Raw genomic sequence first — 16,621 nt, forward strand, 5'->3', positions numbered from 1 at the left:
ATGGAGCAACGATCGGGCAAACTTCATGAACTCTTTGGCGGGGGCAAAGGGATCATTTTCAGCATTGCCCTGCTGGTGGGGACTTCCATGGGTGTCATCAACCCGCTTTCTACCACCCATATGACAACCAACCATGGTGATGAAATTTGGATCGGCATTATTTCTTCCTCTTATTTTTTCTTTATGGCGCTTGGTTCCGTTTTTGTGGACCGAACGATGAGAGGAAGCAATGTGAAAAGGGTCATAACGACAGGTCTGCTGCTAACCGCAGTTTGCGCATCGATTTTCCCTTTTTTCACCATCAACGGAATTTGGCTGGGCCTTATGTCTGTGATGGGGATTGGCATTAGCTGCAATATGGTGGGGATGCAGACGGCGCTGCACAATCTTTCTAGTGTGAAGAGTCTGGGGATGATCAACGGCATTTACAGCTTGTGCTTTGCCTTGGGGCTGATTGTCAGCGCGGCTCTGGCGCCGCAGGTGTACGGCTATGCAGCATGGCTGCCGTTTGCTTTCAGCGGTCTGTGCCTGATGCTCGCAGCAGGAATAATTCATTTTAAGCTGACGGATGTATTGGTCATTCCCGGGCGCGCGAGGGACAAGGTCATTTCCAAAATTACGCCGGCGCTCTTCGGCGCCTTCGTGTACGGGTTCAGCGAAACGATTGTCGTTTCTTTATATCCCCTCTATTTAATAAGGGAGCATGTCGCGGTCTCCCGGACAGGATATGCCTTAAGTATTTTTGTGATCGGCAGCATTATCGGCCTGCTTCCATTAACCTATCTGGCCGACCGGATGGGGCGGAGGAAGTGCCTGGCTTTATGTGTTCTTTTTTCCACTTTGGCTGTGATCGGCATCGTGTCCGTTTCGGATTTAACTCTTAAAATGCTGTTTTCCTTCGCCGCCGGGTTTATGATCGGACCGCTGTATCCTCTCTCTATGGCTCTTGCGGTTCAAGATTTATCGGAAAGCGAGCGTTCCTCGGGAAATGCGTGGTTCACTACCTTTTACGGCTTTGGTTCGGCGGCGGGGCCGTTCTTCTCCTCTGTCGTTATGGACGTGTGGGGGCACCGGCATATTTTTACGGCAAGTCTGCTGCTGTTTGGCTTGTTTCTGACCCATATGTTTGTGACAAGAAAAGGTTCAAAAGTACGATTAGCCAAGGAGGAAATGTTGTGAGCAGATTCAAAAGGAAGAGTAAAGAGAACCTTTCCATTCTCAAAGGGAAAAGCATAACCGGCAAATTTGCCGAGCTCGGGAATCTGGCGAATGCCCTCGTTCAAGTGACGGGCAACCCGGACAGAGGCATCACTTTTATCCAAAATGATAACTCGGAGTTCTTCCTTTCGTATCAGGCTCTGCTGGACGGAGCTACCCGCCGTCTCGGAGGCCTGCAGGAACAAGGGTTTAAGCCGGGCCAGTATGCGCTGATTTTGCTGGAAGACAGCAAGGAGTTCATTCTTACTTTCTGGGCATGCATCCTTGGTGGCGTTATCCCTGTTCCGGCATCCTACCCGGCTTCCTCCAAAGTAATCAATACCTCGCTCAGCAAGCTGCTGGCAATATGGGAGGTTCTGGAGCGTCCCCGGATTCTGTCCGACCGCAGTCTGCTCGAGGCCCGTGCAGAAATGGAAACCACACTCGGCATCGGCGGACTTGAGATTCTTGAAGCTCACAGCCTGGATCAGGCGCAGCAGGACGGAGTTCTTATGCTGGCTGATGCCCATTCGCCCGCGCTGATCCAGTTTAGCTCCGGCAGCACGAATATACCCAAGGGAACGATCCTGACCCATGACAACCTGTTAACAAATTTAGAAGCCATTATATCCAGCATGGGGATGACGGATGAAGACCGTTCCCTCGGCTGGATGCCGTACCACCACGATATGGGGCTGATCGGCTTCCACCTCTCCACTTTGGTTTGCGGAATTAAACAGTTCAATATGACGCCCATGAAATTCGTCAAGCGGCCGACTCTGTGGCTCGATATGATCGATAAGCACCGGATCACCTTCTCCGGCTGCCCCAATTTCGGACTCCGTCTCGTTTATAGCAGGGTGAAGGAAGAGCAGCTGGGCTCATGGGACCTAAGCTCGCTAAGATTGCTCTTTAACGGCGCCGAGCCCATTTCGGTCAAGACGATGCGGAAATTCATGGACAAGTTTGCGAAAAGCGGATTCAACAAAAATGCGATGTTTCCGGTCTACGGGATGGCTGAGGCCTGCCTGGCCGTAAGCTTTCCCATCCTGGGCGAAGAGCCTCAGGTACACTCGCTGAACCGCGAATTGCTGGCGGGGGAATCCCGCGCCGAGGCTATTGACGAGAACGACAAGCGGGCCACTTTAATGGCCGATGAAGGCTATCCTGTTAACGGCATGGAAATTCGGATTGTGGAGGAGGAGACCAGCGCAGTCGTTCCAGAGGGAACGGTGGGTGAAATTCAGATTCGCGGGCGGAATGTCACTTCCGGCTACATCAACAACCCTGAGGTTACGGCCAAGTCTTTTCAGGACGGCTGGTTAAAGACCGGCGATACCGGCTTTATTTTGAACGGGCGTTTAACGGTCAGCGGACGAATCAAGGACATTATCTTCGTCAATGGACAGAACTTTTTCGCCCATGATATTGAAGCGGTTATCGAAGAACTGGACGAAGTCGAACCCGGGAAAATTGCCGTTTGCGGTTGGCATGATGAGGAAGAGGGAAAAGAAAAGGTGGGGCTGTTCTCTACCCTGCGGCTGCAGGAGAAGGATGTGGAGCCGGTCTATTCACGAATCCTCCGCCACATCAACGAGACGATAGGGATTCCTGTCGACTATGTCTCATTCATCCGCTCCATTCCCAAGACGACCAGCGGCAAAGTGCAGCGATTCCAGCTCGTCGGATCATTCAAGAAGGGTGAATTTAAGGACAAGACGTATCCGGGCTCTTATTTTGCCGCTGAAGCTAAGCCGTTGGAACCGGAGAGAACGCCGGGCGGTGAAGCCGCTTCCGCTTCCGGGGCATTTGCGGAGAAAATCCGGAACATATGGGCATCTGTTCTTCATAAACCGGTGGAAACTATTCCGTACGATGAGCCCTTCCTGTCACTGGGAGGGACTTCGCTGAAGGCGATGCAAATTCTTGGGGCGCTTGAGGATGAGCTGTCCATGGAGCTGACACATGATCTGTTAATCAAATGCCGCACCGTGCGTGAAATGGACGAGTACCTTGCCGCCTGGGTTAACTCCAACGGCAGACCGTCCGAAGAACGAAAGGAACCGTCCGTTTCAAATGGAGTGAAGTCCGGCGGCGGGGATATTGCCGTGATCGCGATGGCCTGCCGCTTCCCGGGAGCTTCCAGCCCGGAGGAGTTCTGGAACAACCTGGCGCAGGGAGTGCAGTCTATCGGCGAAGTGCCCGGCAGCCATTGGAATATTGACGATTATTACAGTCCCACTCCGGAATTCGGCAAGACCTACTGCCGTACCGGGGGCTTTCTTGACAATCCCTACGGCTTCGACGCCGGCTTGTTTGGCATCTCCGAAGAAGAAGCGGCGGTGATGGACCCGCAGCAGCGGATGGTCCTGGAACTGACATACGAGCTGATCGAACGGGCGGGGTATTCCCGGCAGCAAATGAGCGGGAAGAAGGTTGGACTCTTTGTCGGTGCGGGAGGAAATTCCTATTTCGAATACCATCTGAATACGTTGAACCGGATGAAGCTGCAGAGCTTCGACAGCTTCGCCGTGCTTAGCAGCGAACAGCAGGAGCGGATCCTGGAAGAGTGGCGGTGGAAGCTGGGTTACACTGGCGATCATTCCAATCTGCTGGTCGATAATATCGTCAATATGATTCCGGCGCGGACCTCCCAGGAATTCAATTTCAAAGGTCCGAGCATGGCGGTGGATACGGCCTGCTCATCATCGCTGGTCACGCTGCATCTTGCCGCCGATTCCATTCGCCGAGGGGAATGCGAGTCCGCGATCGCCGGAGGAGTTTCTCTCCTGCTGACGCCTACTTCGTATCAATATTTCAGCAATGCAGGCGCTTTGTCTCCAAGCGGGCGCAGCAGCGTCTTTGATGCCGATGCGGACGGATTCGTGCCGGGAGAAGGCGGCGGGCTCGTGATGCTGAAGTCCCTTGAACAAGCGCAAAGAGACGGAGATTCCGTCCTGGCGGTTCTGAGGGCGAGTGAAATCAACAATGACGGCCATTCCATCGGTGTAATGGCCCCAAACCCTGACGGGCAGAGGGAGTTGATCGAGTCCCTCTATGTGCGCAGCGGGCTGAATCCGGCGGATATTCAGTATGTGGAGGCCCATGGAACGGGTACGAAGATCGGCGACCCAAGCGAAGTCAGAGCGCTGGATAAAGCGTTCAAGAGCTGGGGGCTTGCAAGGCAGTCGATTGCCATTGGTTCGGTAAAATCCAATATCGGACACCTTTTGGGCGCGGCGGGAATCGCCAGCTTTATCAAAATCGTCATGGCCTTGCGGAACAAAACGATGCCGCCGCAGATGAATGTCGTTAAGCCGAATCCAATGCTGAAATTTGAGCAGACTCCCTTCTATCTGCTCTCGGAAGCCAGCGAATGGAAAGTAGCGGATGGAGCGGCCAGACGTGCGGCCATTAACTCTTTCGGCTTTGGCGGGACCAACAGCCATATGGTTGTAGAAGAGGCGCCGCAGGGCCACACGATAAGCGGGGAAGCGTATCCGGAGCGGCCGAAGCATGTCATCGGGCTGTCGGCTCATACGTCTTCCGCGCTGGAGCAGAAGAAAGCGGATCTTGCGGCCTTTCTCGAACAATCCGGGGAGTATTCACTCGCCGAGATTTGCTATACGGAAAATGTTGCGCGTACGGCGCTGCCGCACCGTTTCCATGCTGTAGCGGATTCGGCCCAGGACCTTATCGGCAAATTGAAACTCAGTTCACCGGAATCCACCCCAGCCTTTATTTCGCCGAAGATTGCGTTGATGTTTACCGGACAAGGTTCGCAATACGCGGGGATGGGCAGAGCTTTATACGACCAACTTCCCGCTTTCCGTAAAATTGTGGACGATTGCTCCGAAGCCTTTTATCCGTATCTGCAGTTGAAGCTGACCGATTTACTCTACGGTGCGGAGGCCGATAACCAAGTTCTTGCACAGACAAACATCACCCAACCGGCCGTCTTCACGATGGACTATGCCTTTGGCAGGCTGCTGCTGGATTCCGGCATCCGGCCCGCTTACCTTCTCGGTCACAGCATCGGCGAATGGGCTGCCGCTTGTCTCGCGGGCGTCGTTAACCTTGCGGATGCGGCAAGATTGGTAGCCGTAAGAGGCAAATTAATGAGCGAGCTGCCGGCGGCGGGAGCCATGGCCGCCGTATTTACTTCAAGCAGCAAGCTTGATGCCTTGATGCAATCCTTTGAAGGTTCCTTGTGGGTCGCCGGATACAACGTCACGCATCAGGTTGTGTCCGGAACGGCGGAGGCGGTGGAAGCATTTGTGACCGCGCTGCAGACGCAAGGAATCGGAGCTAAGAGACTCAACGTTTCCCAAGCCTTTCACACGCCGCTGATGCAGCCGATGCTGGAAGCGTTCAAGAAAGAACTGGAAGCCACGGTGTTCCACGCTCCGCAGATTCCGGTCATTTCCAATGTGACTGCTGAAGTCATTCAGGAGCCGCCCACGGCGCAGTATTGGATGCAGCATATTCTGGATGCCGTGAAGTTTGAGCAAAGCATAACTTACGCGATTGACCAGGAGGTTACGGTTCTGGTCGAATGCGGCCCGGACGCTATTCTTGCCGGGATGGCCGGAGGCTTGCAGTACGCAAGCAAACCGCAGGCCCTCCATACCCTTAGCCGTAAGAAGGATAATTGGGAGACCTGGCTCGGCATGCTTGGTCAATTATTTTCTCTTGGAGTGAACATCAATTGGACCGCGGTAGAGCCCGATCATGCCTATCGCAAAGCGGCTCTGCCGGTCTATCCCTTTGAGCGTAAAACGTTCAAGCCAGACTTTGGAACTGGGTCGGATTCGGCTTATGCCGTGAATGGCAGCGGTTTGTTCCATGAATGGCAGTGGAAGCCTGAGGCTCTTGTTGACAACACCCTTATAAATGAGGGGGCTGTGCTCGTATGGAACGGCAACCTTGAGATTGGCGGGGAACTGGAGCGCTCATTGGACGCTGAACGAAATCCGGTCTTCTATGTAGCCTCCGGCGATAAGTTCCACTACGATGGTAAGCGCAGCTTTACTATACGGCCGGACCATGCGGAGGATTATACGGATTTACTGGAACAGATGCCAGGCAAGCTATCGGCTGTTATTCATTTATCCCATTATCTGCAGGAAGAGCTTCAGACTGAAAATCTGCTGAATGACATCAGCATGAATGAAAACTTCTACAGTCTGCTTCACTTTGGACAAGCCATGGTCCGCCATGGGCTGAGCCAGGGGCATCTTGTAATTGTTACGGATAAAGCTTATAAACTGCCGGAAGATGCAGGCGGGGGCAACCCGAATCAGGCGGCAGCCGCCACACTGAGCCAGGTCATCGATTCTGAAAATGACGGAATCCAGGTTACAGTGATCGATATGAACAAGGAAGAATATCCATCAGACCGGGATTTTGCCAAAGCATTGAAGATTGCAATGAAGCAGAAGGCCGATGAGGAGTCGATCACGGTCATACGTGGCGGAGTGCGTTATGTCCGCACCTTGGAGAAAATGCCCGTGCCGGCAGTCGGAAAAAGCGTTGAACTTCACGATGGGGAAACGTACCTGATCACCGGAGGAACTGGGCTCGTGGGAGGCCAAATTGCTCTGGCGCTTGCGCGGCAAGCACGGATAAATGTGGTTCTTACGGGCAGAAAACAGCTTCCGCCCGATCATCTTCTCCTGCCGAAACTGGAAGAGCTGGGCGCTCAGGTTATGTATGCGGCCGCAGATGTTACGGATCAGGCCCAAATGGAGGATCTGCTGCGCAAGATTCACGCCGCCTACGGCCCCCTGCATGGAGTAATTCATGCCGCAGGGCAACTGGAGTACACGCCTCATAAGCTTTTAAACCGAAGTGTAAGCGATATTGACAACGTCCTGGCTCCCAAATGGAAGGGGACCATTATTACGGATCTCGTAACCCGTTCGGAGCCGCTGCGATTCTTCGCGTCCCTGTCTTCCGTTTCGGCCACCCGCAAAGCATGGGCCTCGGGTCTTGGAGACTATGCAGCCGCCAACGCATTCTTAAATGGCTACAGCTCCTACCGGACAAAGGGGCAGGCGCCGGGGCGTTCCTTGTCGATCAACTTCTCGCTCTGGTCAGATACGGGGGCGGGAACGGAGTTTGGAGATCTTCTTCAGCTGACGCTTAGAGCACAAGGGATGAAGCCGCTTGTTCATTCCGCCGCCGCCGATGCTTTCCTGAGAGCCTTGGGAACCGACCGGCCTGATGTCATTCATATACTGGACCTGGTAAAGAGCGATGAGAAGAAGGAGCGCTCCACCGCGCTAAAAGCAGAGCAGCAGCCCGCCGCTGTCGATTCTGGCGCCCGTTCGCCGGTTTATCGTACTGCGAAAGAAGTGCGGGATATTGTGTACCGGACGATTGCCGAGCAGCTTCAAGTTCCTGTCCGCCATCTGGAGGCGGGCAAGAACTTCATGGAACTTGGGCTCGATTCGCTTGGGGCGGTCCAGGTTGTTTCCAAGCTCGGCGGCATATTTAATACCGAACTGTACCCGACGCTTATTTTTGAATATCAGACACCGGAAGAATTGTCCGCACATATCGAAGAGCTGCTAACAGCGGACCCAGTGAAAATGACTGCTCACGAAGAGAATAAGAAACCTGAAGAAAGCAGGAAGGATGAAAAACTGCAGGATATCGCCATTATTGGGATCGGTCTGCGCATACCTGGAGCAAACAATCAGGAGGAGTATTGGGAGCTGCTGCATAACGGCAGAAGCGCCATCCGCCCCGTTGCTCCCGGAAGATGGTCTAATCATGAGCATGTGAACACCGATGCAAATGTGCTTCATACGACCTACATGAGCCGGGGGGGCTTTATCGATGCTCCTTACGACTTTGATCCGTTGTTCTTTGGAATGTCGCCGAAAGAAGCGGAGGCTACCGATCCCCAGCAGAGGATCTTTCTGCAGATTGCCTGGGAGGCCTTGCAGCAAGCGGGGTATGGAGGGAAATACCGCACCCGCAAAATCGGCGTGTTCGCAGGCTGCGAGCAGAACACCTACATGGAGCATTTCGCCAATTACCGTTCCTATATGCTGATTAAAAACCGTCTGGCGGACAGCCCCGCCTTCAACCGGATGAACCCTGAAGAACGGCAAGAAATTCTCGCCGGTATTTCCGGGGTGCTGGAGCCGGCCCGCCTCGTTCCGGATACGGTCGCCGGAAATGGCCTGAATGAGGTGGCGGCGCGGGTAAGCCACTGCTTGAATTTGACGGGGCCGAGTCTGATCGTAAATTCCGCCTGCTCCTCTTCCCTGGTAGCCATTCACATGGCCTGCGAAAGTCTGCGCACCGGGGAGTCGGAAATGGCCATTGCGGGCGGCGTGAACCTGAATTTAAGCCCGACGCCGTTCGTCTCCCTCAGCCGGGTGACCGCGCTGTCGCCGACCGGGGTCTGCTATCCGTTTGACGAAAGAGCAAACGGAATGGTCCTGGGTGAAGGGGCGGGAGCCATACTGCTGAAGCCGCTTGAAGCCGCGCTGAGAGACGGCGATTGCATCCACGCGGTGATCAAAGGCTCGGCCATTAACAACGACGGCCGCTCCCAGGGAATTACGGCGCCAAGGCCGCAAGGCCAAGCCGAAGTTATCAGAGAAGCGTTCCGGCGGTCGGGAATTCATCCCGAAACCATTTCTTATGTCGAAACGCACGGCACAGCCACGCCGCTTGGCGACCCCATTGAAGTTGAGGGGATGACCCAGGCGTTCAGCACCTTTACGAACAAGACGCAGTTTTGCGGAATTGGTTCGGTCAAATCGTCCGTTGGGCACATGCTTTCAGCCGCCGGGGTAACCAGTCTGATTAAGGTGGCCCTTGCGCTCAAACATCAAACCCTGCCGCATACGCTGAATTATGACCAGCCGAATCCGAATATTGATTTTGAGCATTCCCCGTTCTATGTGGTCGATAAATATCCAAGACCCTGGAAGGCGGAAGGAAGCGCTCCGCTCAGGGCAAGCGTCAATGCCTTCGGATTCGGAGGAACCAACGCCCATGTTATTTTGGAACAAGCGCCGCAAATTTCGGATACGCCTTCCCCGGCGGACAACGGGCCGCATCTGCTGCTGCTTACGGGCAGAAATGAACAAGGCATCAGAGCAGTTGCCGGAAACCTCAGAGCGCATCTGGAGAAGCAAGCGGAGGTTAGCGTAGCTTCAGTATGCTGCACAATGAATCTTTCACAGAAAGAAATGTCCGTCAAAGCTGCGGCCGTCATTAAATCCAAAGAGCATTTGACCAGCATTCTTTCTGCGGTTGAAAATGGCGAGTCTTTTGCGGAAATTAGCAGAGGGCGTTCTAATCCAAGCCGAACTGCAGCGGTCCATCTCATGCTGGACGGTAAAATAACCGTGAGCGGCAGCGAACTGGATGTGCTCTGCTCGCGGTTCCCAGGCTTTGACTCTGCCTACCGGCAGGCGAAACAAGAAATAAAGGATGGCGGGGAGAAGCTTGAGTCTTTTGCTCTTCACTATGCGGCTTCAAAACTGCTGCTCGATTTAGGGATTCGTCCCGCCGGAATCTTTGCCGAGGGAACAGGCATACTCGCGGCACTCGTTCTCACAGGCCAAGTTTCGCTGCGGCAAGCCGCATTATTCATTCAGGACGAAAGCGGGGAGCCCGTTTATACAACAACCGATGCCCAAGAATTTTTAAAATGCCCGGTGGTAACTCCTTCAGGCGTAATCTACCGCAGCCACAACCGCGAGCTCTGGCCTTTCGTCAAGAACGCTACCCGGGATAAATTAGAGGAACAAGATTTTACGGAAGCCTTGGGTGCGGGCGAAGCGCTGCTTTATTACGGAAGCGATCTTCGCTCTGTTAATCTGCCGGTCAGTCACCAAGAAACATTCCAGACCATAAGCCTCTCCCTGGATTTGGACGCCGTGGAGAACCTTTTGCAGGGTATGGGCAAGCTGTATGTTCTTGGAGTTCCATTTGATCCGTCAGGACTTTTTAATCCCCATGAGAAAAAGGTTCTCTTGCCGACCTATCCGTTCGCTAATGAGACCTATAAGGTTTCATATGAACAAGAGGAAGAACCGGCCATTAAGACAGGGCTTCGAAAAATAGAGGTATAAATGGAGAGAGGCATGAGCAAGGGCTACAAAATTACGAAGATCACTATCCTATCTGTCGTTGTTCTGCTCGCCGTGCTGGCCGTGACCTTGTTCACAGCCAGCGGTGCGCAGAAGAAGGCCAAGTATCTCGATCCTTGGAAACGGGATTATTTCGAACAGTTTGAGGACCCGCGATTGCAGGTCATAGCTCATGGATTATTGGCCGCGAACAGCCACAACCTTCAGCCATGGAAGATCCGCCTGGATCAACAGAACCCGCTGCTATTGTACCTTTACACCGACAACGAACGGCTCGCGCTGGAATCGGACTCTTTAGCCCGGCAAACGTTGGTTTCACAAGGCACCTTTTTGGAATATATGCGAGTAGCCGGCGAGCAGTTGGGGTATCCAGCCGAGATCGTCCTGTTTCCGGATGGGGAGTACGATGAACAACATTTAAGCGAGAGTATGGAACGGAAGCCGGTGGCGAAGATTACGCTGTCCAAGGCGAGCCCGCAAAATAATCCGCTCTATGAATTCATGTTCTTGCCGGATACGAACAGAATGGCCTATCAGCCGGATGAAATAACGTCCGCTCAAATCCGAAAGCTGAACAAAACCAACACGGATCAAGACTTGATCTTATCTATCCTGAACGATAAAGCGGATATCGAAAAGTTCGGAGCCTACGGTGTGGAGGGCACGGAGATCGAAACCGGTCTGCGGCGGATGAACGACGAGTCGGCCCGGATTTTCCGTTCCAATGAATATCAGAAAAATAAATACCGTTATGGATTTTCATTTGAAGGGCAGGGAACGACGGGATGGAAAAAGCATCTGCTGCAAGGGTTAATCACGATCATTCCATTTCTTAACAATGAGGAAGCATCGACCAAGCTCGCAGTCGAAGCGGCCCAAACCGCAGCCGGCCATACTCCTTCGTATGCCTTGATCCTTAGCAAGGATAACAGCCGGACCAGCCAGGTTAAGGCGGGAATGTTGTACAGCAGGCTCATACTTACCGCGCATGAGGAAGGACTCGTGATGCAGCCGCTCAGCCAAGTATTGCAGGAATATCCTGAAATGCATGAGGCTTACGGCAAAATTCACCGGGAATATGCAGCGGCGGGTGAAACGATCCAGTTCCTGATCCGTTTAGGCAGACCGACACAAGATACACCGCTCAGCATGAGGCGGGAGGCAGTGGATTTGATTTCGGAATAAGAAAGCATGCGGTTTAGATCGATAAACGCGGCAGTGAGCAGGGGGATCGACACTCCTCTGTTCACTGTTCATTTTTTATGTTCATTGAAGGAGTGGATTGTAATCAATGGTTGAGGTTTATGCGCTGCCGGTACCGCATGAGGATTGTTATCAAAAATATTTAGGATTATGCGATTATGTGTCATTCGAGAAAAGTGCACGCATCAAGCGCATGGCAAGCAAAAAAGATGCATTGCGGATTCTTTGGGCCGATTTGCTCATCCGCGTTCTGATTATGGACAAATACAAGCTGAAAAACAGAGAGATTTCGTTTATTTACAATCCCAACGGCAAGCCTATTTTTGAAATGGATCCAAGTTTTGCATTCAATGTATCTCACTCCGGAAACTGGATTGTTGCTGCCGTTGCGGAAAAAGGACAATGGATCGGGGTTGATATTGAAGAAATCCGGCCGATTGAACTCGACATTGCCGAACGTTTTTTCGCGCCAGCGGAGTACTGCCATTTGATTACGGAGAACAAGTCCCGTCAACTGGACTATTTCTATGATTTATGGACACTTAAAGAAAGCTATCTCAAAGCTACCGGCGCCGGACTGACGCTGCCTCTTGGTTCATTTGCGATCCATAAGGACAGGGAATCCGATACCATTTCCATTTCCCAGACACACTCCGCGCATGCGTTCTTTTTTCGGCAATACGAGGTTGATCCTTCGTACAAGCTGTCCGTGTGCTCCACGGAGGAATACTTTGCAGATGCTGTTAAAAGGGTTGAGTGTTCTGAGGTTTATGAACGGATAGCCGGAATGCCTGTGCAAAGCACTATTTTGTAATATTTATCTCATATCCCGTGAAATTTCGATTATTCGTATTCAAACCTTTGTTTTTCCTGCAAAAGCAGTTTCGTGATCGTTCTGCCCAGGATGTGTCCTGCTGTTTTAGGAGCCACAATTCCTGGCAGACCCAGTGCCAATAACGCCTTAATTCCATGCTCCTCGGCAAAGTGAAAGTCTGTTCCACCCGGACGGGAAGCCAGATCGATAATAAGAGTTTCCTTTGAAATACAGGCAATGATGTCCTGAGTGATAACCAATGAAGGAATAGTGTTGAAGATAATATGGACGTCATTCACCTGACTTTTTAAATCCGTTGTATAGAAGGCGTTGAAGCCCATTTCCCAGGCTCTTGCATAAACTTCAGGCTTGTTGACTCCTGCTTTTACACCGGCTCCCAGCCCCTTGAGCGTTCTTGCTAGTGTCATCCCGATTCTACCCAGGCCCAATACCATGCAGGTGGAGCCGTGAATCGTAATATCCGTATGCTGGATTGCCAACATCACAGCACCTTCGGCCGTAGGAATAGAATTGTAGATGGCTACGTCATCGCGTTCAAATAGCTCTATTAATTCTAAACCAAGAATCTTGCATAAGTCTCTAAGATAACGATTGGCTATGCCAGTAAATACTTTGGCATGTTTGGGAATCGAGGCCAACAGATCTTCGGTTAGAATCAGCTCCTCTGACGAGAATACAGACTCTGTTTTTCCATATTCATCGGTTCCGGATACGGGGAGAATCACTGCGTCCGCTTGGCTTAAAGATTCGACGCTTAGACTAGTTTTAACAGTTCCGTCCAGTGGCAACAGATTATCAAAGCCAATGATTCGAACGTCTGCTCTCAGCTCAAGAAGCACTCGAATCACTTCCAGCTGGCGGTTATCTCCGCCAATCAGAACAACCTTTTTACCGATTAACGACTCCACATACTCAGTCCTCTCAGCTACTTTTCCTAAGAGATTCGACATCAGAATTTTGTTTTCCTTTACCTTTCCGTTGTTATCCCCATTTGCCGAACTAGTTAAACGATTACACTTTATGTAAATTATACTTGCCGGTTTCTCTGTCCTTATGGTAGTATCGATAGAAATAATTGGAAAAGACAGCTGGAGAACCGGGGTTCGAGGCTGCCGAACCAAGCGAAGATCAGGCGCTGCGAATATACTGCTCGGCGTCCCATCATAGAGTTAAAAGACCTCAGGCAAGTTCGGTGCCAGGGTCTTTTTTTAAAATATTAGAATTTATAAGCTGGGCGCTTATCATTTTTAAGCTGCCAAAAGGACGGCGAAGCCGTTTCTTCTTATTTAAAGAGTAAACTCGGGGAGGAAATGTCAATGTCGGCCATACGTGTGCAGGGCCTAAGTAAGGTGTTCAATGTCAAGGAAAAGCGGCAGGGGCTTCGCGGCAGTATGCAGTCTTTGTTCCGGCCTGTATACAAGGAGAAAGTAGCGGTGAGGCCAATTGATTTTGCGGTCGAGGAGGGAGAGATCCTGGCCTTTATGGGACCTAACGGTGCAGGAAAATCAACAACGATTAAAATGCTGACCGGTATTCTCCATCCGACATCAGGCCATGCAGAGGTGCTGGGTCTGTGCCCCTGGAAGGAACGCGGCAGGCTGGGCTTCGTGGTCGGGTCCGTCTTCGGGCAGAAGTCGCAGCTCTGGTATCATCTTCCGCCTGTGGACTCTTTCGAGCTGCTCGGGGCCGTCTACGAGCTCCCGAAAATGGACTTTCTGCGTCGCAGAGACGATTTGGCCGAACGCTTTGAGATTGGACCTTATATGAACACTCCCGTGCGCAGGCTGTCTCTTGGCGAAAGAATGCGCTGTGAGATTGTGGCGGCGCTGCTCCACAGCCCAAGAGTGGTATTCCTCGACGAGCCCACCATCGGACTGGATATTGTCGTCAAGCAGAAGATTCGCGACCTGATTGTAGAGATGAACAGGGAGGAAGGAACCACGTTGTTCCTCACCTCTCATGACGCGGGCGATATTGAGCAGTTGTGCAAAAGGGCTATCGTCATCAACCATGGCGATATTATTCTCGATCAGGAGGTATCCCGGATGAAGCGGGATTACCTCACCTACAAGACCATCGACCTACGGCTGAAGGAGAAGCCCGACTCTATGGAGCTCCCCGGCGTGCAGATCCTGAAGCAGCAAGGGAATGGGCTGAAGCTTAACATTGACACCGCTGTGATTAACATCGAAGAGGTTCTCGGGTACATCGTCGCTCACTATCGGGTAGAGGATGTAACCATTGAAGATCCTCCTATGGAGGAGATTATCGCCAAGATATACGAGCGCACCGGCGGCGCGCTCGGCTCCTTCGCCGGGCATCCCGCAGGCGCGGAAAAGGAAGCTGCTCGGGCAGCCGCCTTTCACCGCGGCAACGCTTCAGGAGGTTCCCTATGAATGTATCGGTCAAGCTGCGCAAATATCGGGCCGTTAGCCGCATAACGGTCAAAAATCAGCTCATGTATGTTATGGATTTGCTGGTAAGGACGCTGTTTCTGCTCATCATTCTCTATATCTTCATTCAGTTGTGGACCGCCACTTATGCCGGTACAGGGGAGAAGGTTATCGGAGGCTACCGCTTCGAGGAACTGATCTGGTATCTTATTTTTTCCGAATCTCTCGTGACGGCTATGCCGAAGCTTCATATTACAGTGGAGGACGAGGTGAAGACGGGAGGCATCGGGTACCTGCTGTGCAGACCGGTGAACTACATCCTCTACCGGTACGCGGAGTTTGCCGGGGAATTTGCCGTAAGGCTTGTCGTCAACCTGTTGGTGGGAGGCGCCCTGGGCCTGGCGCTTTTTGGCGTCCCGGGCTTCGGATGGGGTTGGCTCGGCTTTGTGCCGGTGGCTGCCGCGGCGGTAACGCTGAATTTTATGATCCGGATGATGCTGGCGCTGTGCGCTTTTTGGGTGGAGGAAATTCAAGGCTTGGTTTTCGTATATGACAAGCTGCTGTTTACAGTGGGAGGGATGCTGCTTCCCTTGGAACTGTTTGCAGAGCCGTTCCGGAGCATCTGCCGCTGGCTGCCTTTTCAGACCATGATCTATTTTCCGGTCAAGACGGCCGTTCAATTTGAAGCCGGGAGAATGCTCCAGATGCTGGGAATCCAGGTTGTCTGGGGGCTGGTGTTCGGTCTGCTGCTCAGCCTGGTGTTCAGGAGAGGGGTGAACAAGCTTAATGTTAACGGCGGTTAAACGAAAATACGGCTTTGTCTTTACAGCGTGGAAGCTGAATCTGGCCGGCGCCATGGAGTTTCGCCTCAGCTTCTTCCATGACGGCTGGGATGATGGCCTTAAGCAACATGGTGTTCCTGTTCTTCTGGGCCATGTACTTTCAGCGGTTTCCCCTGATCAACGGATGGACCTTGAGCGATGTGATGATGGTCTGGGCCGTCAGCACGGCCGGCTTTGGCATATCCAATATGCTGTTCGGCAATACGCTGCGCATCGCTTTTATCGTGGCGAACGGCGAGTTGGATTTGTATCTGGCTCAGCCCAAGCCGGTGCTTCTGAATGTTCTGGTCAACCGGATGTCGCTAACGGCGGTAGGGGATTTTGTATTCGGGCTGGTGATCTATGCCTGGTTCGGGCAGCATACCCCGCTGGGGCTGTTAAAATACGTCGCTGCGGTGCTGCTGGCCGCTATGATCTTCACCTTTTTTAACCTGCTGATCCAGTCCCTTGCCTTCTATATCGGAAATGCGGAAGGAATCGGGTATCAGATGTTTATAGGCTTCATATCGTTCAGTACCTACCCTACGGATATTTTCAAAAGCTGGGGGAAGATCCTGCTGTTTACCATTTTACCAGCAGGATTCATCAGCTATCTGCCGGTTGGTTTATTGCGGGAGTTCAACTGGGGCTTTATGGTCGGGCTGCTGGCTGCGGTAACTGTGCTGGGGATAGGCGCGTTGACGTCGTTCCACCGGGGGCTCGCCCGGTATAGTTCCGGCAACCGGATGGGGCTGCGGGGATAAAGCGGGTATCGGCAGGCAGGTGAGTTGTATAGAGGACACCAATTTTGATATTTATGATCTTTTTAGTGACAACAAAAAAGCCCTTGATCTATCAAGGGTTTGGTCATTTTTAGATGGTCGAGACGACAGGATTTGAACCTGCGACCTCTTGCTCCCGAAGCAAGCGCTCTACCAAGCTGAGCCACGTCTCGTTAACGGATTTATCGGTGATGTTGCGCCCGAACAATTAGAGATTATACGCCTGATTGCGATTCCTGTAAAGGAGTGTTTTTGGAAAAAAAGAGTTGAA

General features: G+C 52.3%; 8 protein-coding genes and 1 tRNA gene. 7 read left to right on the forward strand and 2 right to left on the reverse strand.

Features of this window, described 5'->3' with window-relative positions:
• The 4 genes from PUR_RS08840 to PUR_RS08855 all read left to right on the forward strand — a co-directional run bounded on the left by PUR_RS08840 (position 1) and on the right by PUR_RS08855 (position 12,333).
• Positions 1–1,179, forward strand: a complete 1,179-nt coding sequence (locus tag PUR_RS08840) for an MFS transporter (protein WP_179034926.1) — start codon at positions 1–3, stop codon at positions 1,177–1,179.
• Entirely contained in the window at positions 1,176–10,298 is a 9,123-nt protein-coding gene (locus tag PUR_RS08845; protein WP_232101780.1) for a type I polyketide synthase, read from the forward strand. The genes PUR_RS08840 and PUR_RS08845 overlap by 4 nt, the downstream gene beginning before the upstream one ends.
• Positions 10,299–10,310: 12 nt before the next feature.
• The gene (locus PUR_RS08850; RefSeq protein ID WP_179037824.1) at positions 10,311–11,501 is read left to right on the forward strand and encodes an Acg family FMN-binding oxidoreductase; all 1,191 of its coding nucleotides are present in this window, start codon (positions 10,311–10,313) and stop codon (positions 11,499–11,501) included.
• A gap of 106 nt (positions 11,502–11,607) precedes the next feature.
• Positions 11,608–12,333: a 4'-phosphopantetheinyl transferase family protein gene (locus tag PUR_RS08855; RefSeq protein WP_179034927.1), complete on the forward strand. Its 726-nt coding sequence runs from the start codon at positions 11,608–11,610 to the stop codon at positions 12,331–12,333.
• 29 nt (positions 12,334–12,362) lie between these two features.
• On the opposite strand, the gene dpsA is transcribed toward PUR_RS08855, so the two are convergent.
• On the reverse strand, positions 12,363–13,262 hold the full coding sequence (gene dpsA / locus PUR_RS08860; protein ID WP_232101781.1) for a dipicolinate synthase subunit DpsA: 900 nt from the start codon (positions 13,260–13,262) through the stop codon (positions 12,363–12,365).
• Between the two features lie 408 nt (positions 13,263–13,670).
• Between dpsA and PUR_RS08865 the strand changes: the two genes are divergently transcribed.
• The 3 genes from PUR_RS08865 to PUR_RS08875 all read left to right on the forward strand — a co-directional run bounded on the left by PUR_RS08865 (position 13,671) and on the right by PUR_RS08875 (position 16,332).
• Positions 13,671–14,750, forward strand: a complete 1,080-nt coding sequence (locus tag PUR_RS08865) for an ABC transporter ATP-binding protein (protein ID WP_179034929.1) — start codon at positions 13,671–13,673, stop codon at positions 14,748–14,750.
• Positions 14,747–15,550, forward strand: coding sequence for an ABC transporter permease (locus PUR_RS08870; protein ID WP_179034930.1), 804 nt, complete (start codon positions 14,747–14,749; stop codon positions 15,548–15,550). The genes PUR_RS08865 and PUR_RS08870 overlap by 4 nt, the downstream gene beginning before the upstream one ends.
• An 89-nt stretch (positions 15,551–15,639) precedes the next feature.
• The gene (locus PUR_RS08875; RefSeq protein ID WP_232101782.1) at positions 15,640–16,332 is read left to right on the forward strand and encodes an ABC-2 family transporter protein; all 693 of its coding nucleotides are present in this window, start codon (positions 15,640–15,642) and stop codon (positions 16,330–16,332) included.
• Between the two features lie 114 nt (positions 16,333–16,446).
• Here PUR_RS08875 and PUR_RS08880 read toward each other — a convergent pair.
• Positions 16,447–16,523: transfer RNA gene (locus tag PUR_RS08880), tRNA-Pro, on the reverse strand.
• Positions 16,524–16,621 lie beyond the last annotated feature (98 nt).

This window comes from Paenibacillus sp. URB8-2 (assembly GCF_013393385.1).
Taxonomy (GTDB): domain Bacteria; phylum Bacillota; class Bacilli; order Paenibacillales; family Paenibacillaceae; genus Paenibacillus_AQ.